The 13,836-nt window shown below is 74.4% G+C and carries 11 protein-coding genes; 10 read left to right on the top strand and 1 reads right to left on the bottom strand.

Translation table 11 applies throughout. The features are described 5' to 3' along the window. Position 1: 1 nt before the first annotated feature. The 8 genes from QQZ13_RS11180 to QQZ13_RS11145 are packed head-to-tail and all read left to right on the top strand — an operon-like array spanning position 2 to position 10,468. Positions 2-946: a glycosyltransferase family 2 protein gene (locus QQZ13_RS11180; RefSeq protein ID WP_284529204.1), complete on the top strand. Its 945-nt coding sequence runs from the start codon at positions 2-4 to the stop codon at positions 944-946. Beyond that, positions 943-2,403 (top strand): hypothetical protein, encoded by a 1,461-nt coding sequence (locus QQZ13_RS11175; protein ID WP_284529202.1) that lies wholly within the window; start codon positions 943-945, stop codon positions 2,401-2,403. The genes QQZ13_RS11180 and QQZ13_RS11175 overlap by 4 nt, the downstream gene beginning before the upstream one ends. Beyond that, on the top strand, positions 2,400-4,004 hold the full coding sequence (locus QQZ13_RS11170; RefSeq protein ID WP_284529200.1) for a glycosyltransferase: 1,605 nt from the start codon (positions 2,400-2,402) through the stop codon (positions 4,002-4,004). Before QQZ13_RS11175 ends, QQZ13_RS11170 begins: the two co-directional genes overlap by 4 nt. Next, positions 4,001-5,782: a hypothetical protein gene (locus tag QQZ13_RS11165; RefSeq protein ID WP_284529198.1), complete on the top strand. Its 1,782-nt coding sequence runs from the start codon at positions 4,001-4,003 to the stop codon at positions 5,780-5,782. The genes QQZ13_RS11170 and QQZ13_RS11165 overlap by 4 nt, the downstream gene beginning before the upstream one ends. Then, positions 5,779-7,365, top strand: a complete 1,587-nt coding sequence (locus QQZ13_RS11160; RefSeq protein WP_284529197.1) for an oligosaccharide flippase family protein — start codon at positions 5,779-5,781, stop codon at positions 7,363-7,365. Before QQZ13_RS11165 ends, QQZ13_RS11160 begins: the two co-directional genes overlap by 4 nt. Next, a complete protein-coding gene (locus tag QQZ13_RS11155; RefSeq protein WP_284529195.1) occupies positions 7,362-8,333 on the top strand; it encodes a polysaccharide pyruvyl transferase family protein in 972 nt (323 codons plus the stop codon). Before QQZ13_RS11160 ends, QQZ13_RS11155 begins: the two co-directional genes overlap by 4 nt. 3 nt (positions 8,334-8,336) lie before the next feature. After that, on the top strand, positions 8,337-9,599 hold the full coding sequence (locus QQZ13_RS11150; RefSeq protein WP_284529193.1) for a hypothetical protein: 1,263 nt from the start codon (positions 8,337-8,339) through the stop codon (positions 9,597-9,599). After that, positions 9,596-10,468, top strand: coding sequence for a glycoside hydrolase family 16 protein (locus tag QQZ13_RS11145; RefSeq protein ID WP_284529192.1), 873 nt, complete (start codon positions 9,596-9,598; stop codon positions 10,466-10,468). The genes QQZ13_RS11150 and QQZ13_RS11145 overlap by 4 nt, the downstream gene beginning before the upstream one ends. A 9-nt stretch (positions 10,469-10,477) precedes the next feature. On the opposite strand, the gene QQZ13_RS11140 is transcribed toward QQZ13_RS11145, so the two are convergent. After that, a complete protein-coding gene (locus QQZ13_RS11140) occupies positions 10,478-11,551 on the bottom strand; it encodes an acyltransferase family protein (RefSeq protein WP_284529190.1) in 1,074 nt (357 codons plus the stop codon). A 106-nt stretch (positions 11,552-11,657) separates the two neighbouring features. On the opposite strand from QQZ13_RS11140, the gene QQZ13_RS11135 reads away from it, so the two are divergent. Together QQZ13_RS11135 and pcp are read left to right on the top strand one after the other, a co-directional pair. After that, positions 11,658-13,121, top strand: a complete 1,464-nt coding sequence (locus QQZ13_RS11135; RefSeq protein WP_284529188.1) for an RNB domain-containing ribonuclease — start codon at positions 11,658-11,660, stop codon at positions 13,119-13,121. Next, entirely contained in the window at positions 13,118-13,795 is a 678-nt protein-coding gene (gene pcp, locus QQZ13_RS11130; protein ID WP_284529186.1) for a pyroglutamyl-peptidase I, read from the top strand. The genes QQZ13_RS11135 and pcp overlap by 4 nt, the downstream gene beginning before the upstream one ends. Positions 13,796-13,836: the final 41 nt, after the last annotated feature.

Here is a 13,836-nt window from a genome sequence, read left to right as displayed (position 1 = left end):
CATGTCGATCGCCGTGGTCATCTGCGCGTACACGCTCGACCGGTGGGATCAGCTCGTCCTCTCGGTCGAGTCGGTGCGCGCACAGCAGCCGGCGCACGAGACGATCCTCGTCGTCGACCACAACGACGCGCTCCGCGCCCGCGCCGTCGAGCGCTGGCCCGATCTGACGGTCATCGCGAACGTCGGTGCCCAGGGCCTGTCCACCGCGCGCAACACGGCGCTGGCGGCGACCGATGCCGAGGTGGTCGCGTTCCTGGACGACGACGCCTGGGCCGACGAGGGCTGGCTCGCCGGTCTCACGGCGCCCTTCGACGACCCCGCCGTCGTCGCCACGGGAGGCCGTGCACTGCCGATCTGGCCCGGCGCGGCCCCGGCCGTGCTGCCCCCCGAGCTCCTCTGGATCGTCGGCTGCAGCTACCTCGGACTGCCCGAGGACGACGCCGACGTGCGCAACGTCATGGGGTGCTCCATGGCCTACCGCACGGCGCCCCTCCGCGCGCTCGGCGGGTTCAACCCGGACACCGGGCGGGTCGGGCGCCTGCCCATCGGGTGCGAGGAGACGGAGGTCTGCATCCGGCTGCGCGCGGAAGATCCCGCACGGCTGATCCGCTACGTTCCGGGAGCGATCGTCCACCACCACGTCAGCGCCGATCGCGTCCGGCTGCGCTACGTCGCCCACCGCAGCTGGTGCGAAGGCATCTCCAAGGCGGCGATCAGCCGCACCGTCGGACGCCAGAGCGCCCTCGCCTCCGAGTCGGCCTATGTCACCGGCGTGCTTCCGGCCGGCATCGTCCGCCAGCTCGGCGACGGTCCCGGCGGATGGATCGGCGCGGGCGCCATCGCCCTCTCGGTGGCCCTGGCGGCCGCCGGATTCCTGCGCGGACGGCTGTCCCCGCGCCCGGTGTCGGCACGTCGCCCCCTGATCGCGGAGCCGGCGGGGACATGACCTCCCACCCGCCGCGCGCTCTGCGACCGCCCGCCCCCGCAGCCCCGGGGACGCGCGAGTCGGCCGGGAGCCGCGCGGCGCGCACCATCTCGCGGGACGCCGCCTGGCTGTTCACCGGGTACGCCGTCGGCAGCGGGTCGGGAGTCCTCTTCTGGGCCGTCGCCGCCGTCGTGCTCCCGCAGACGACGCTGGGCGTGGAGGCCTCGCTGCTGTCGATCGTCATGGCGGCGGCCGCGTTCGCCGCCGTCGGTCCGGGAAGCGCGCTCGTCGTGCTGCTGCCGCCGGGCGGGCCTGCCTCTGCCGCTGTGATGTCGCGCGCGGTCGCCGTCACCGCGGGCACCGCCGTGGTCGCCGGGGCGGGCGCGGGCCTGCTCGCCGGCAGCCTCCTGCCGGGCGACCAGCCGGCACCCGTCGTCGTAGTGATCGTGACGGTCGCCACCGTGGTCTGGGCGCTCTTCAACCTGCAGACGCAGGCCCTGGCCGGGGCGGGGTCGGCGCGGGCCACGGCCTGGCTGAGCGCGGTGGCGGGGGCGGGGAAGGTCGCCCTGGTCGGCGCGATGGGCGTGCTCGCGCCGGACCAGCCCTACCTCCTGCTGATCGCGACCCTCGCGCCGGCCCTGGTCGCCACGGCCGTCAGCCTGCTGGTCGTCGCGCCTCGGGCGCTCGCCGCCCTCCGCACCGCAGGCGACCCCGGCCGGCACTGGGACCGCGCCCTGTCCCGCGCGTTCGTCCGCTTCACGGCGCAGAACGCCGTGGCGACCGGATCCGTCCTCGCGCTCGGGCTGTCGCTCTCGTTCCTCGTGACGGTGCTCTCCTCGCCGGCCGAGGGCGCCGTGTTCGCCCTCAGCTACCAGGTGAGCGTCGCCCTGGACCTCATCGGCGTCGGGGTGGCCACCTCGCTCGCGCGCAACGCGTCGATCGACTACGACGCGAGCGCGGAGGCGACCCGGCACCTCGCCGCGAGGGTGTCGCGCATCGTGCTGCTGCTCGGCGCCGCCGCCACCGCCGCGGCGCCGCTGGTGATGTGGCTGCTGGGCGACGACTACGCCCCCGCGCAGGGCCTGCTCATCGTCGCCGCCCTCGTCCTCGCGAGCGCGCTGCGCCCCCGCTACGACCTGTGGTCGGCCCTGCTGCGCGCCCGCCAGCGCGTCGCGCCCGTGATCGCCGCCAACGGCGTGTGGATCCTGCTCGTGCTCGCCGGCTGCGCGACGCTCATCCCCGTCCTCGGCGCCGCCGGCGCCGCGCTGTCTCTGCTGATCGGCGCCGGGGCCCTCGCCCTCATCGGCACCTGGGCGCCCGCCCGCATCGGGGCGGCGCCGGGTCCCGTCTCCCCCGCGCACGCGCCTTCGCCCGCTGCTCCCGCCGCCGCTGCTCCCGTTCCCGCTGCTCCCGCCGCCGCTGCTTCCGTCCCCGCTGCTCCTGTCCCCGCTGCTCCTGTCTCTGGAGGCTCCGCATGACGACACTGCTCCTGTCCGCCGCCATGCCCCTGCACGGCGAGGTCGAGCGCGAGGAGGCGACCTGGGTCGGACTCCTCGACGCCGACCGGCTCACCCCGGCGACCGACACGCTGCTCCTCGACGGCGGCGAGCGCTTCGATCGCGCTCGCCTGCTCGTGCGCGACGACGCCGGCATCCGCGGCTACGTCGCCGTGCCCGTCTCGGACGGCGCCGCCGATGCGGCGGTCGTCCGGGAGGCGGTGGACGCGCTGCCGCCCGCCGCCGGGCTCCCCGAGCCCGCCGTCGTGCCGGTCACGGTCGTCGTGTGCACGCGGGAGCGCCCCGAGACGCTCCGGGAGACGCTGCACTCCCTCGGGGCGCTCGAGTGGGAGGCCCTCGAGGTGGTGGTCGTCGACAACGCACCGGCCACCACGCGCACCGCCGAGCTCGTCGCGCGCGAGCACCCCGACTTCCGCTACGTGCGCGAGGACGCCGCAGGGCTCTCCCACGCGAGGAATGCCGGGCTGCGGGCCGCGACCTCGTCGATCGTCGCCTTCACCGACGACGACGTCATCGTCGACCCGCAGTGGGTCCGCCGGCTCGCGGCGGGCTTCGCCGTCGGCGACGACGTCGGCTGCGTGACCGGGGCCGTCCCCAGCGGCGAGCTCCGCAATGCGGTGCAGAGCTACTTCGACGCGCGGGTCAGCTGGTCGAAGCTCATCGTGCCGCGCGTCTTCCGCCTGAGCGACCCGCCCGCCGACCTGCCGATGTTCCCCTTCTGCGTCGGCGAATTCGGCACCGGAGCGAACTTCGCGGTGCGCCGGGACACGATGGTCGGTCTCGGCGGCTTCGACTCGGCGCTGGGCGCCGGGACAGGCACCCAGGGCGGCGAGGACCTCGACATGTTCCTGCGGATCCTCTACGCGGACGCGGCGATCGTCGTCGAGCCGGCGGCGATCGTCTGGCACCGGCACCGCGCGGACCTCGCGGCGCTGACGGCGCAGGCCGTCGGCTACGGCCGGGGCTTCGGGGCCTGGGCCACGACGGTGGTGCTGGACCCCAGGATGCTCGGCGCCGCGGTGCGTCGCGCCCCGCGTGCCGTCTCCCGCCTGCTGCGCAAGCCCATGACGACCGTCGACGGCGCCGCGACGACGCGGGCCGCCTCGGAGGCCGACCGTTCCGTCGCCCGCCGCGAGCTGCGGAGCATCCTGGGCGGCCCGGCCAGCTACCTGCGCGAGAGCAGGCGCCAGCGCGACGCGGGGGTCTACGCGGGTCCGTCCTCGCGCGGGGCGGTGCTGGAGCGGCGGCTGTGGGCGGCGATCGCCGCCGCCGCGGGCGTGCTGGGCCTGCTTGCGGCCCTCCCGCTTCCCACCGGCCTCTCCCTCGCCCTGCTCGCCTGCTTCGTGCTCGTGGGCCCCGGGGCGGTGGTCCGCGCCTGGGTGCCGCTCTCACCGCCGCTGACCTCTCTGGCCGTGCCGGCCCTGGGGCTCACGGCGATGATCCTCCTGGTCACCGCCTCGGCCTTCGCCGCCTGGTGGCAGCCGGCACTCGCGCTCGCGGCGATCTCGGCGGCCACGCTCGCCGTGGCTGCGGCGACCTTCCGTGCGGGGGTGCGGGCATGACGGCGATCATCACCCGTGCGGCGCCGAGCTCGGCCGCCCCCGCGCCCCGCCGCGAGACCCGTCGCCCCCCGACCTGGACCGTGCCCGCCGCGCTGGTGGCGGCAGCGGGAGCGGCCTGGGCCGTCTCTGCGACGACCATGCGGGATGCGCCCTGGAGCATGTTCGGGCTGCTCACGGCGGCGAGCCCGCTGTTCGCGGCATCGATCGTCCTGGCGGCGCTGGGGTTCTGCCTCGCCATCGCGCTGCAGGCCCGCCGCAGCGCGGTGGCCGCGCTCGTGATGACGGTGGTCGTCATGAGGCTGCCGATGACCGTGGGGGTCGCCGAGCCGTCCTACTCCTGGACGTACAAGCACTTCGGGGTGGTCGACTACATCCAGCGCTACGGGGCGGTCGACCAGACGATCGACATCTACCACAACTGGCCGGGGGCCTTCGCGCTGGTGGCGTGGCTGAACGACGTCACCGGAACCGACACGACGAGCGTGGCGCTGTGGTTCCCGGTCGTCGTGCAGCTGGCGATCGTCTATGCGGTGTACCACCTGTGCCGCTCCCGCGACATGCCCGTGTGGACCTCGCTCGTCGCGGCCTACCTCGCCCACGCCGCCAACTGGGTGGCGCAGGACTACATGTCGCCGCAGGCGATCGCCTTCACCCTGGGGATCGTGGTGCTCGCCCTGCTCCTGTCCTCGACCCGCTCCCGCGCCGCCGCCTGGGTCGCGGTGGCGATCTTCGCCGGGATCGTGGTCACCCACCAGCTGACGCCGTTCTGGCTGATCGCGGCGACGGCCGCGCTGACGATCCTGGGGAGGATCCGCCCGCGCTACCTGGTCGCGGTCCTCGTCGCCCTCGCCGTCGGCTACATGCTGCTGCACCTGGACGTCCTCTCGCGCTTCGGGAGCCTGCTGAACTTCGATCTGCTCGCCAACCTGCAGACGCGCTCGCAGCAGTCGGGCGGGACGCCGAGCATCGGCCAGTCCGTCAACTCGCTGGCGGCGCGCATCGTGTCGGGGGCGGTGTGGGTGTCGGCGGGAGCGGTGATCGTCCGGCGCTTCATCCGGCATCCGCAGCAGCGGCGCGAGACGCTGACCGTGGCGACGATCGCCTTCTCGCCGCTGCTGATCCTCGTCGGTCAGGGGTACGGCGGCGAGGCGATCTTCCGCGTCTTCATGTACTCGCTCCCGGGGTGCGCGATGATCCTCGCGCCGGGGGTCACCGCGCTCCTCCAGGCGAGGAGACGCGGTCGCACGGTCCGCACGTCGAGCGCGTGGGGACGACGCTCGACGGCGATCGTCGGCGTCGCCGCCATGACGCTGCTGTCCGCGCAGGCGTACTACGGGGGCTGGTTCGCGAACCTGGTGACGACCGAGTCCGTCGACGTGGCGACCCGCATCCTGACCGAGGAGGACCCGAGCACCCTCACCATCGGCGTCGCGCCGGGCGCTCCCGGACGGCTCGTGGCCGAGTACGCGGACTTCGTCCGCAGCAGCGCCGTGTTCGACACGGGCATCGACACGTGGCTGAACTCGTGGTGGGAGGACGAGGACTTCTCCGACCCGACGCGCATGAACCGGATGACCGAGACCCTGCTGGCGAGCGGCCAGCGCTCCATCATGCTCATCACCCGGCAGATGCGCTACTACAACGACTACTACGGCACGCTGCCGGCGGGGTCGCTCGACAACCTCATCGCCATCGTCGACGCGGACCCGCGCTGGATGCTCGAGTACTCCAGCGACGACATCCTCATGTACCGACTCGACGACGGGGCCGGCGGATGAGCGCGACGGCACCCCTCGCCCCGGCGGCGCCGACCACGCCCGCGCCGGTCACCCCTGAGCGGCCGCACCGGGCGCCGGCGTCCGCGGCGCGGGCCATCGCCACCACCTACGGCGCGCGCGCCGCCACCCTCGTCGCCTACGTCGCCCTGCTGCCGGTGGTGCTGCAGGCGGTCGGGCCGGACGCGTACGGCCTGTACGCGCTCACGGTGGCGCTCGGCGCGATCTTCCAGCAGGACCTCGGGATCGGCGACGCCACGACGCGCTTCATCGCCCATGCGCATCCCGCCGGCGACGCGGAGCGCATGCGGCGGATCGCCGCGGCGAGCGCGGGGTTCTACCTCGTCGCCGCGCTGGTCATGGGAGCGGCGGTCGCGATCTCCCTCACCCTCACGATCGGCGCCGCAGCGGTGCCGCCGTCGCTGCACGACACGGCGTGGGTGCTCGTGGTGCTCGGCAGTGCGAACGTGTTCCTCCTCCTCGCCCTCTCGCCCGCCCGGCAGGTCCTCGCCGGCGTCGGACGGATCGACGACGTCAACGTCGCGATGATCGTCCAGGCGATCGTGCGCGTCGTGCTGACCCTCGCGGTCTGCGCGCTGGGATGGGGCATCGTCGCCGTCGCCGTCGCCGATCTCACCGCGACGCTCGTGCTGGGCGGCCTGGCGCTGTGGCTGCGCCGCCGGCGCGCGCCCGCTCTGACGGTGCGCGTCGCCGACTTCCGCTGGTCGACGTTCCGCGAGCTGTTCGCCATGAGCGCGCAGCTGATGGTGATCGGGCTCTCCGCGGTGGTCGTCACCCAGATCGGCGGCGTGCTGACCGCCGTGCTGCTGCCGCTCGCCTTCACGGCGCTGTTCACGGCGGGGCAGCGGATGTACCTCGTCGTCAAGGAGGTCACCTCGTCGCTGTCGACGGCCCTCCTGCCGATGGCCGCGATGCAGGAACGCACCGGCGGCGCCGACGCGCACCGGACGCTGTACCTCACGGGCACCCGCTACGCGAACATGCTGATGACGATCGTCCTCGTGCCGGCGGTGCTGTTCATGCCGGTCGTGATGGCGAGCTGGATCGGGGCGGACGGTGCCCCAGCCGCGCTGGTCGCCCAGATCCTGATCCTGTCGCTGTTCGCCAACAACAACCACCTGCTGGCGATGCCGATCCTTATCGCGCAGGGCCGGGTGCGGCCGTACGCGATCCTGCATGCCGTGTGGGCGGTGACCGGCACCGCGCTCGCCTTCGTGCTCGGATCGGCGCTGGGGCTGCCGGGGATCGCCCTCGGCATCGTCCTGCCGATCGTTCTGCTGGAGCCGGTGTACGTCGCCGTCGTGCTGCGCCGGGTGGGCGCCCGAGGCCGCGACTTCATGGTGCAGTGCCTGCTGCGACCGCTCCTTCCGGCCCTCCCCTTCGCCGCCGCCCTGAGCGCGGCCGCGGCGCTGCTGCGGCCGGACCTCGCCGGAGCCGCGCTCCTGAGCCTCGCGTGGGCGCTCGCCCTGGGAGGCGTCTACCTCATGACCGACGCCCCGGCACGACGGGCGCTCAGCCGCCTGACGCGCCGCGGCGCGACCGAACGACGGGAGAACGCGCGATGACCGCCTACATCGAGCGGATGCAGCAGGCCTCCTTCGACGCCCTCGCCCGTCTGCACGAGGGGGTGGACGAGCTCATCCTCACCGACTTCCCCGATTACGAGAACATCGGCGACTCCCTCATCGCGCTCGGCCAGGCGGAGTTCTGGCGCCGTGCGGGCATCCGCGTCGCGGCGACCCACTCGTGGATGACGATCGACGACCGCGTCCACTCCTCGACGATCCCCGTGGCCATCCAGGGCGGCGGCAACTTCGGCGGGCTCTACCCGCAGCACTCCGCGCACCGCTACCGTCTCGCCGAGCACCTGCGGGAGGACACGCTGCTCATCCAGGAGCCGCAGTCCGTGCATTTCGCGAGCGCCGACGATCACGACCAGTTCCGCCGGCGCATGGCCACGCGCACCGCACTGCGCCTCGCCGTACGCGACCGCACCTCGCTCGCGACCGTCGCACCCTCGGTGCCGGGAGCCTTCCTGGCACCCGACAGCGTCCACATGCTCGGCGCGCTGGACGCGCCCGCGCCGGTGCAGGACCTGCTGTTCGTGCTCCGTCGCGATGCCGAGAGCGCCCTGGTCGGGCGCGCCGGCCCGGGAGGCGGCCCGCACAGCGATGCCGCCGCGGACAGCGTCGACTGGCCCGCGATGACGCTCGGCGACCGCGCCCGCCGCCGTCTCACCCGCATCGTCCGCGAGGGGGCCCTCACCCGCCGCACGAACCGGACGACGGCGCGGTGGTTCGCCGACGCCGAGACCCGGCTCGAGACCGGCATCGCGCTGCTGAGCGCCGGCGAGACGATCGTCACCGATCGCCTGCACGCGATGCTCCTCGCCCTGCAGATGGGCAGGCGGGTGATCGCCATCGACAACGCGAACGGCAAGCTCAGCAGCTACGTCGACACCTGGATGACCGACCTCGACGCGCCGCTGCAGCTGGTCTCCGACCTCTCCGCAGCGCGCGAGGCGGTGCACTGACCCATGTCCCGCACCCTCGCCCTCGCTCCCCCGTCGGATCTGCGCCCCGGCGGGGCCGGCGCCTCGCCCGCGGCCGGTCGGGTGCGGACGGCGGACCGCATGTCGGCGCGGACGCGGATCGCCGTGCTCCTGCAGCCGCTGCGCGTGCCGCCCCGCCGCGAGGTCGTCGACCGCGTGCGCGCCCTGTTCGCCCTGGGGGCCGCCGCGCGCGCCGGGCGCGCCTTCACCGGGGAGCGATGGGCCTACGACCCGTCGACCGTCGATGAGCGGGCCGAGCGCGCGGTGCGGGAGCTTCCCGCCGCGTGCGGCACCGAGGCGGGACTCCCGCGCCTGCGTGAGCATGCCGACCCGTCGTCGCCCCTGACGGTCTTCCTCGGCGACGATCGCATCGCCGTGCACGTCGATCACCGCATCGGAGACGGATTCTTCGCCGTCATGGCCGTGGCGGCGCTGTTCGCCGACGCGCCGATGCCGCGGGTCTTCACGAGCGCCGTCGACCGCGATCCGCTCCCCGCCGCACTGGCCTCGACGTTCGGCCGCCACCCGTCGCGCGTCGCGCGGATCGTGCGCGACAAGATCGTGACCACGCCGCCGCCCTACCGCTACGGGGTCGCGCACGTCCCGGCGGCGCGCGGCTCGCTCGATCTGCACACGGCCGCCATGCCGCGCGAGGCCCATCACGCCCTGGCCGCCTGGAGCCGGCTCCGCACGCCGCGGGTGCCGCCCACGGTCGCGCTGCTCGCCGCCTTCCGCGCCGCCCTGCTCGCCGAGGGGGTCGCCGCCGACGACACCGGCGTGGTGCTCGTGGACCTGCGGCGCTATCTGCCCTCCGGCCGTGCGACGCTCGGCAACTTCGTCACCGGCCACCCCGTCGACCTCGCCCGGGGCGTCGATCTCGCCGGTGCCGCGCTCACCCGCGACCTGCACGCCGGCCGGCCGCTCGCCGCGCTCGCCTCGGCACGGATGCCGGGGCGCCCGGCGCCGCGGGAGGCGCCGTCCGTCCCGTCGACGGCCGTGCCGATCGTGAGCGACATGGGGTTCCTGCGCGCCCTCGAGACCCTGCCGTGGGCCGGCGACGGGCGCCCGGCCGCCGTCGCCGTGTCGGTCGACCCCGCCTCGCGCAACGGGATCACCGCCCTCACCAGTGTGCTGCGCGGCCGCTTCGGCGTCTCCGTCAGCTTCGATTCGACCCTGTTCCCCGCCGAGCGCGTGGCGGCCGCCGCCGAGCGGCTCTGCGCCGATCCCCTGGAGCTGCTGCCCCGATGAGCACCACCCTGCATCCCCCCGCCCCCGCCGCCGAAGCCCTCGCACCCCCGCCGCGGACCTCCCGCGCGATCCGGGTGCTGATCGCCGTCGCCATCGTGCTGGTCGTCCTCCTGGTCGCGGCGGTGACCTGGCTGCTCCCGTTCGCCTTCGCCGACGGGCCGCGCACCCTGTCCGAGGACTTCGACGGGCCCGCGGGGTCCGCACCGGATCCGTCCGTCTTCTCCCTGGACACCGGGGGCGGCGGCTGGGGCAACGGGGAGCTGCAGGACTACACCACGGATGCCGTCGCGCTGGACGGGGAGGGCGCGCTCGTCATCACCGCCACGATCCCGCGCGACGGCAGCCCGATCACGTCGGGCCGCCTGACGACCAAGGGCTCCTTCTCGTTCCAGGCGGGACGGCTGGAGGCCAGGATCAAGCTGCCCGAAGGACAGGGCCTCCTTCCCGCCTTCTGGCTGCAGGGCGATTCCGTGGACGTCGTGGGATGGCCCGGGAGCGGGGAGATCGACATCGTGGAGACGCCGTCGACGACCGCGACCAGCTCCCACCATGTCCACGGTCCCGTGACGTTCACCAAGAAGTGGTCCATCGGGGAGGGCGTCCGCCACGACGCCCTCCTGTCGGACGACTACCACGTCTACGGGGTCACCCGCGGTCCGGGCCTCATCGAGCTGACCATCGACGACGAGGTCATCATGACCGTCACCCCCGACGACATGCCCGAGGGCGGAGCGTGGGTGTTCGACCTCCCGATGCACATGCTGTTCACCCTGGCGGTGGGCGGCAACTGGCCGGGCGACCCCGACGAGACCACCCCGGAGGTCGCCGAGATGAAGATCGACTGGATCCGCTTCACACCGGCCGGCTGATCCCCGCGGTCATCCGGCGCGCACGGCGCTGCGGGCGAACCACCCCGGCGCGGTGTACAGGAGCCGGGTCACCGGGAGGGCCTCGGCCGCCCGGGCGATGACGAGGCTCGCGGCGACGGCGAGCCCGGCCATGAGGAGCGGCAGGACGGGCGCGAGCGCCGCGACCGCCGTCGCCAGCGACGTCGTCCCAGCGGCCTGGAGCGCGGTGGTGATCGCCGACAGCACGAGCACATGGGTGACGTAGACCTGAAGGGTGCGGCTGCCGAGGTGGGCGAACGGGCGCCCGAGCGCGCCGGCGAGGCCCGGGCGGCCGGGGGCGATGATCCGCGCCAGCCCGAGCGTGGCGAGCGCTCCTGCGGCCGCGACCGGCAGCGCCGTGGAGACGTCGACCGCGACCCCGGTGACGGACCGGAGTGCGAGCCCCGCCACGAAGACCGCGAACAGCCCCGCGGTGGCCCAGGGCGTCAGCCGCTCGACCAGTGCCAGGAGGCGGTCCCGGAACATCACGCCCACGAGGAAGAAGACGTAGTAGCGCAGGATGCCGTCGTAGGCGACGTTGCCGGTCGTGAACCCGGAGTGGAGGACGAGCGAGCACAGGGTCGCCACGCCCAGGGCGGCCAGGCGCGCCACCGGTCCGGTCGCGAGCTTGGTGACCACGAGGAAGACGACGAGGGCGAAGAGGAACCAGAGCCCGTTCGACGGGCGGACCACCGAGAGCACCAGGTCGATCCAGCTCGACTGGTTCAGCTCGATCGGCTCGGGCATGACGCGGTAGTAGAGGAACCGCAGCACCGTCCACAGCACGAACACCCAGACGAGCACGGCCAGACGCGTCGTCCACAGCGCCCGCCAGGGGCGCCGGAGCGCCCCCACCGCCAGGGCACCGGCGAGCAGGAAGAACAGCGGCATGCGCAGGAGGGCGAACGCCAGATTGAGGTCGGTCCACCAGGCCGGCGCAAGCCCGGTCGGGACCGCGAACATCCCGGCGTGGAAGAGGACCACGAGCGTGATCGCGATGCCGCGTGCGACGTCGATCCAGGCGATCCGCCCGGTGTCGCGCTGCGTTCCGACCTCGTCCGACATGGTGCGACGCTAGCCGCGTCGCGGGCCGCGCCACAGGGGGCGAAACGCAACTTCTCGGGCCTTTTACCGGCCCGAAACGACCCTCGCGCGACCTACACTGGGGCGCGTGCCCGCTCGCCGATCCCGACTCGTCCCGACCGAGGTCCGCGCAGAGCTGGCCGCCTCCCTCGCCGCGCTGCGCGCGAGCCTCGAGCTCGTGGCGACCTTCCCGCCCGACGTGGAGCGCGAAGCGGCGGCAGCCGCCGGCGACGTGCCGACCGACCCCGCCGAGGCCGGGCTGGCCGACCTCCGCGACCTCCCCTTCCTCACCATCGACCCCGCCGGGTCGACCGATCTCGACCAGGCGCTCCACCTGGAGCGCACCCCGAGCGGCGGCGTGCTGCACTATGCGATCGCCGACGTCCCGGCCTACGTCGCTCCCGGCGGCACGGTCGACGTGGAGGCGCGCGGGCGGGGCCAGACGATGTACGCGCCCGACGGCCGCATCCCGCTGCATCCACGCGTCCTCAGCGAGGACGCAGCCTCGCTCCTCCCGGAGCAGGACCGTCGCGCGTTCGTCTGGCGCTTCGTCCTCGACGAGGGCGCGCGGCCCGTCGAGACCACGCTGACCCGGGCGATCGTCCGCTCACGGCGGCAGTGGAGCTACGAGGAGGCCCAGCGCGCGATCGACGACGGCTCCGCGCCCGCCTCCCTGGCCGCGATGCCGTGGTTCGGGGAGCAGCGCGCCGCACGGGAGCGCGAGCGGGGCGGCGCGAGCCTGAATCTGCCGGAGTCCCGCATCGTCGCCGAGGGCGACGGCTACCGCCTCGAGCGCAGCGAAGGCGTGCCGCTCGAGGATCACAACGCGCACGTGTCGCTGCTGACCGGCATGGCGGCGGCGGAGATCATGCTCCGCGGCGGCGTCGGGATCCTCCGCACGATGCCGCCGGCCGCCGACGAGGACGTCGAGGAGTTCCGCGCGCAGACGGCGGCTCTGGGTCTGCCGTGGCACCCCGGCACCCCCTACGGCGAGTACCTGCGCGGCCTCGACCGCTCCCCCGCCGCTCGCGCGGTCAAGGAGTACGCCGCGGGCCTGTTCCGGGGCGCCGGCTACGCGGCGTTCGACGGCGAGCTGCCCGACGAGACCGAGCAGGCGGCCATCGGGGCGCCCTACGCGCACACGACCGCGCCGCTGCGGCGTCTCGTCGACCGCTGGGCGCTCGTGGTGTGCGAGGCGCTCGCGAACGGCAGGGACGTCCCCGGCTGGGCGCGGGAGAGCCTCGCGGAGCTTCCGGGCCTGATGAGCCGCAGCGGACAGCGCGCGAGCCAGCTCACCGCGGGGGCGCTCGACCGCGTCGAGGCGGCGGTCCTCCACGGCCGGGAGGGTCAGGAGTTCGACGCGAGCGTGCTGAGCGTCCGCGGTGACGGGCTGCGGGTGCAGCTGCAGGACCCGCCGGTCGACGCGAAGGTGGCCGGGGCCGACGCCGCCGCCGGCAGCGTCGTGCGGCTGCGGCTCACGCGGGCCGACGTCGCCGAGGGCGCCGTCGAGTTCTCCCTCGTCGGCGCCACGGCTTCGCAGGAGGAGCGATGACCACGGTCCTCCTCACCGGATTCGAGCCCTTCGGGGGCGACGCCGTCAACCCGAGCGGCGATGCGGTGCGGACAGTCGCCGAGACCTGGGAGGGGCCCGAATCCCTCGTCGTCGAGGTGCTCCCGGTGACGTTCACCGGCGCGGCGGAGCGTCTGCGGGCGCTCATCGAGGTGCACCGGCCCGACGTCGTCATCGCCGTCGGCCTCGCCGGGGGCCGGGCGGCGGTCGGAGTCGAGCGGATCGCCGTGAACCTCGCCGACGCGCGGATCCCCGACAACGCCGGGGCACAGCCGATCGACGAGCCGAGCATCGACGGCGCCCCGGCCGCCGCCTTCGCGACGCTCCCCGTCAAGGCGATCGCCGCCGCGATCCACTCGGCCGGCATCCCCGCCGAGGTGTCGCACACGGCGGGGACGTTCGTGTGCAACCACGTGTTCTTCACGGCCCTCGACGCAGTGCCCGCGGGGGTCCCGGCGGGCTTCCTGCACGTGCCGTGGGCCGTCGGCCAGGCACCGGTGATCCCTGGCCGGGAGCGCGCACCGGAGCTGCCCGCCGCCGACCTCGCCGCGGCGGTGCGGAGCGCGATCCGCACGACGCTGGACGCTCCGACGCCCGACGCCTCCCGTCCGGGCGCGTCCTCGCGGGACGTCCTCCCCGGCGGCACCCTGCACTGACCCCGCCCGCGCGACCCCCTCCGCCCCGCGCGACCCCCTCC

The sequence above is a fragment of the Microbacterium sp. T2.11-28 genome (assembly GCF_950097975.1).
Taxonomy (GTDB): Bacteria; Actinomycetota; Actinomycetes; order Actinomycetales; family Microbacteriaceae; genus Microbacterium.
The sequence above is the reverse complement of the archived record's forward strand: the minus strand, read 5'-3'. Positions and strand labels throughout refer to the sequence as shown.

Excerpts from the sequence above, each read along its gene's own strand:
- QQZ13_RS11180 (WP_284529204.1), top strand. The coding sequence starts at position 2 with ATGTCGATCGCCGTGGTCATCTGCGCGTACACGCTCGACCGGTGGGAT.
- QQZ13_RS11175 (WP_284529202.1), top strand. The coding sequence starts at position 943 with ATGACCTCCCACCCGCCGCGCGCTCTGCGACCGCCCGCCCCCGCAGCC.
- QQZ13_RS11170 (WP_284529200.1), top strand. The coding sequence starts at position 2,400 with ATGACGACACTGCTCCTGTCCGCCGCCATGCCCCTGCACGGCGAGGTC.
- QQZ13_RS11165 (WP_284529198.1), top strand. The coding sequence starts at position 4,001 with ATGACGGCGATCATCACCCGTGCGGCGCCGAGCTCGGCCGCCCCCGCG.
- QQZ13_RS11160 (WP_284529197.1), top strand. The coding sequence starts at position 5,779 with ATGAGCGCGACGGCACCCCTCGCCCCGGCGGCGCCGACCACGCCCGCG.
- QQZ13_RS11155 (WP_284529195.1), top strand. The coding sequence starts at position 7,362 with ATGACCGCCTACATCGAGCGGATGCAGCAGGCCTCCTTCGACGCCCTC.
- QQZ13_RS11150 (WP_284529193.1), top strand. The coding sequence starts at position 8,337 with ATGTCCCGCACCCTCGCCCTCGCTCCCCCGTCGGATCTGCGCCCCGGC.
- QQZ13_RS11145 (WP_284529192.1), top strand. The coding sequence starts at position 9,596 with ATGAGCACCACCCTGCATCCCCCCGCCCCCGCCGCCGAAGCCCTCGCA.
- QQZ13_RS11140 (WP_284529190.1), bottom strand. The coding sequence starts at position 11,551 with ATGTCGGACGAGGTCGGAACGCAGCGCGACACCGGGCGGATCGCCTGG.
- pcp (WP_284529186.1), top strand. The coding sequence starts at position 13,118 with ATGACCACGGTCCTCCTCACCGGATTCGAGCCCTTCGGGGGCGACGCC.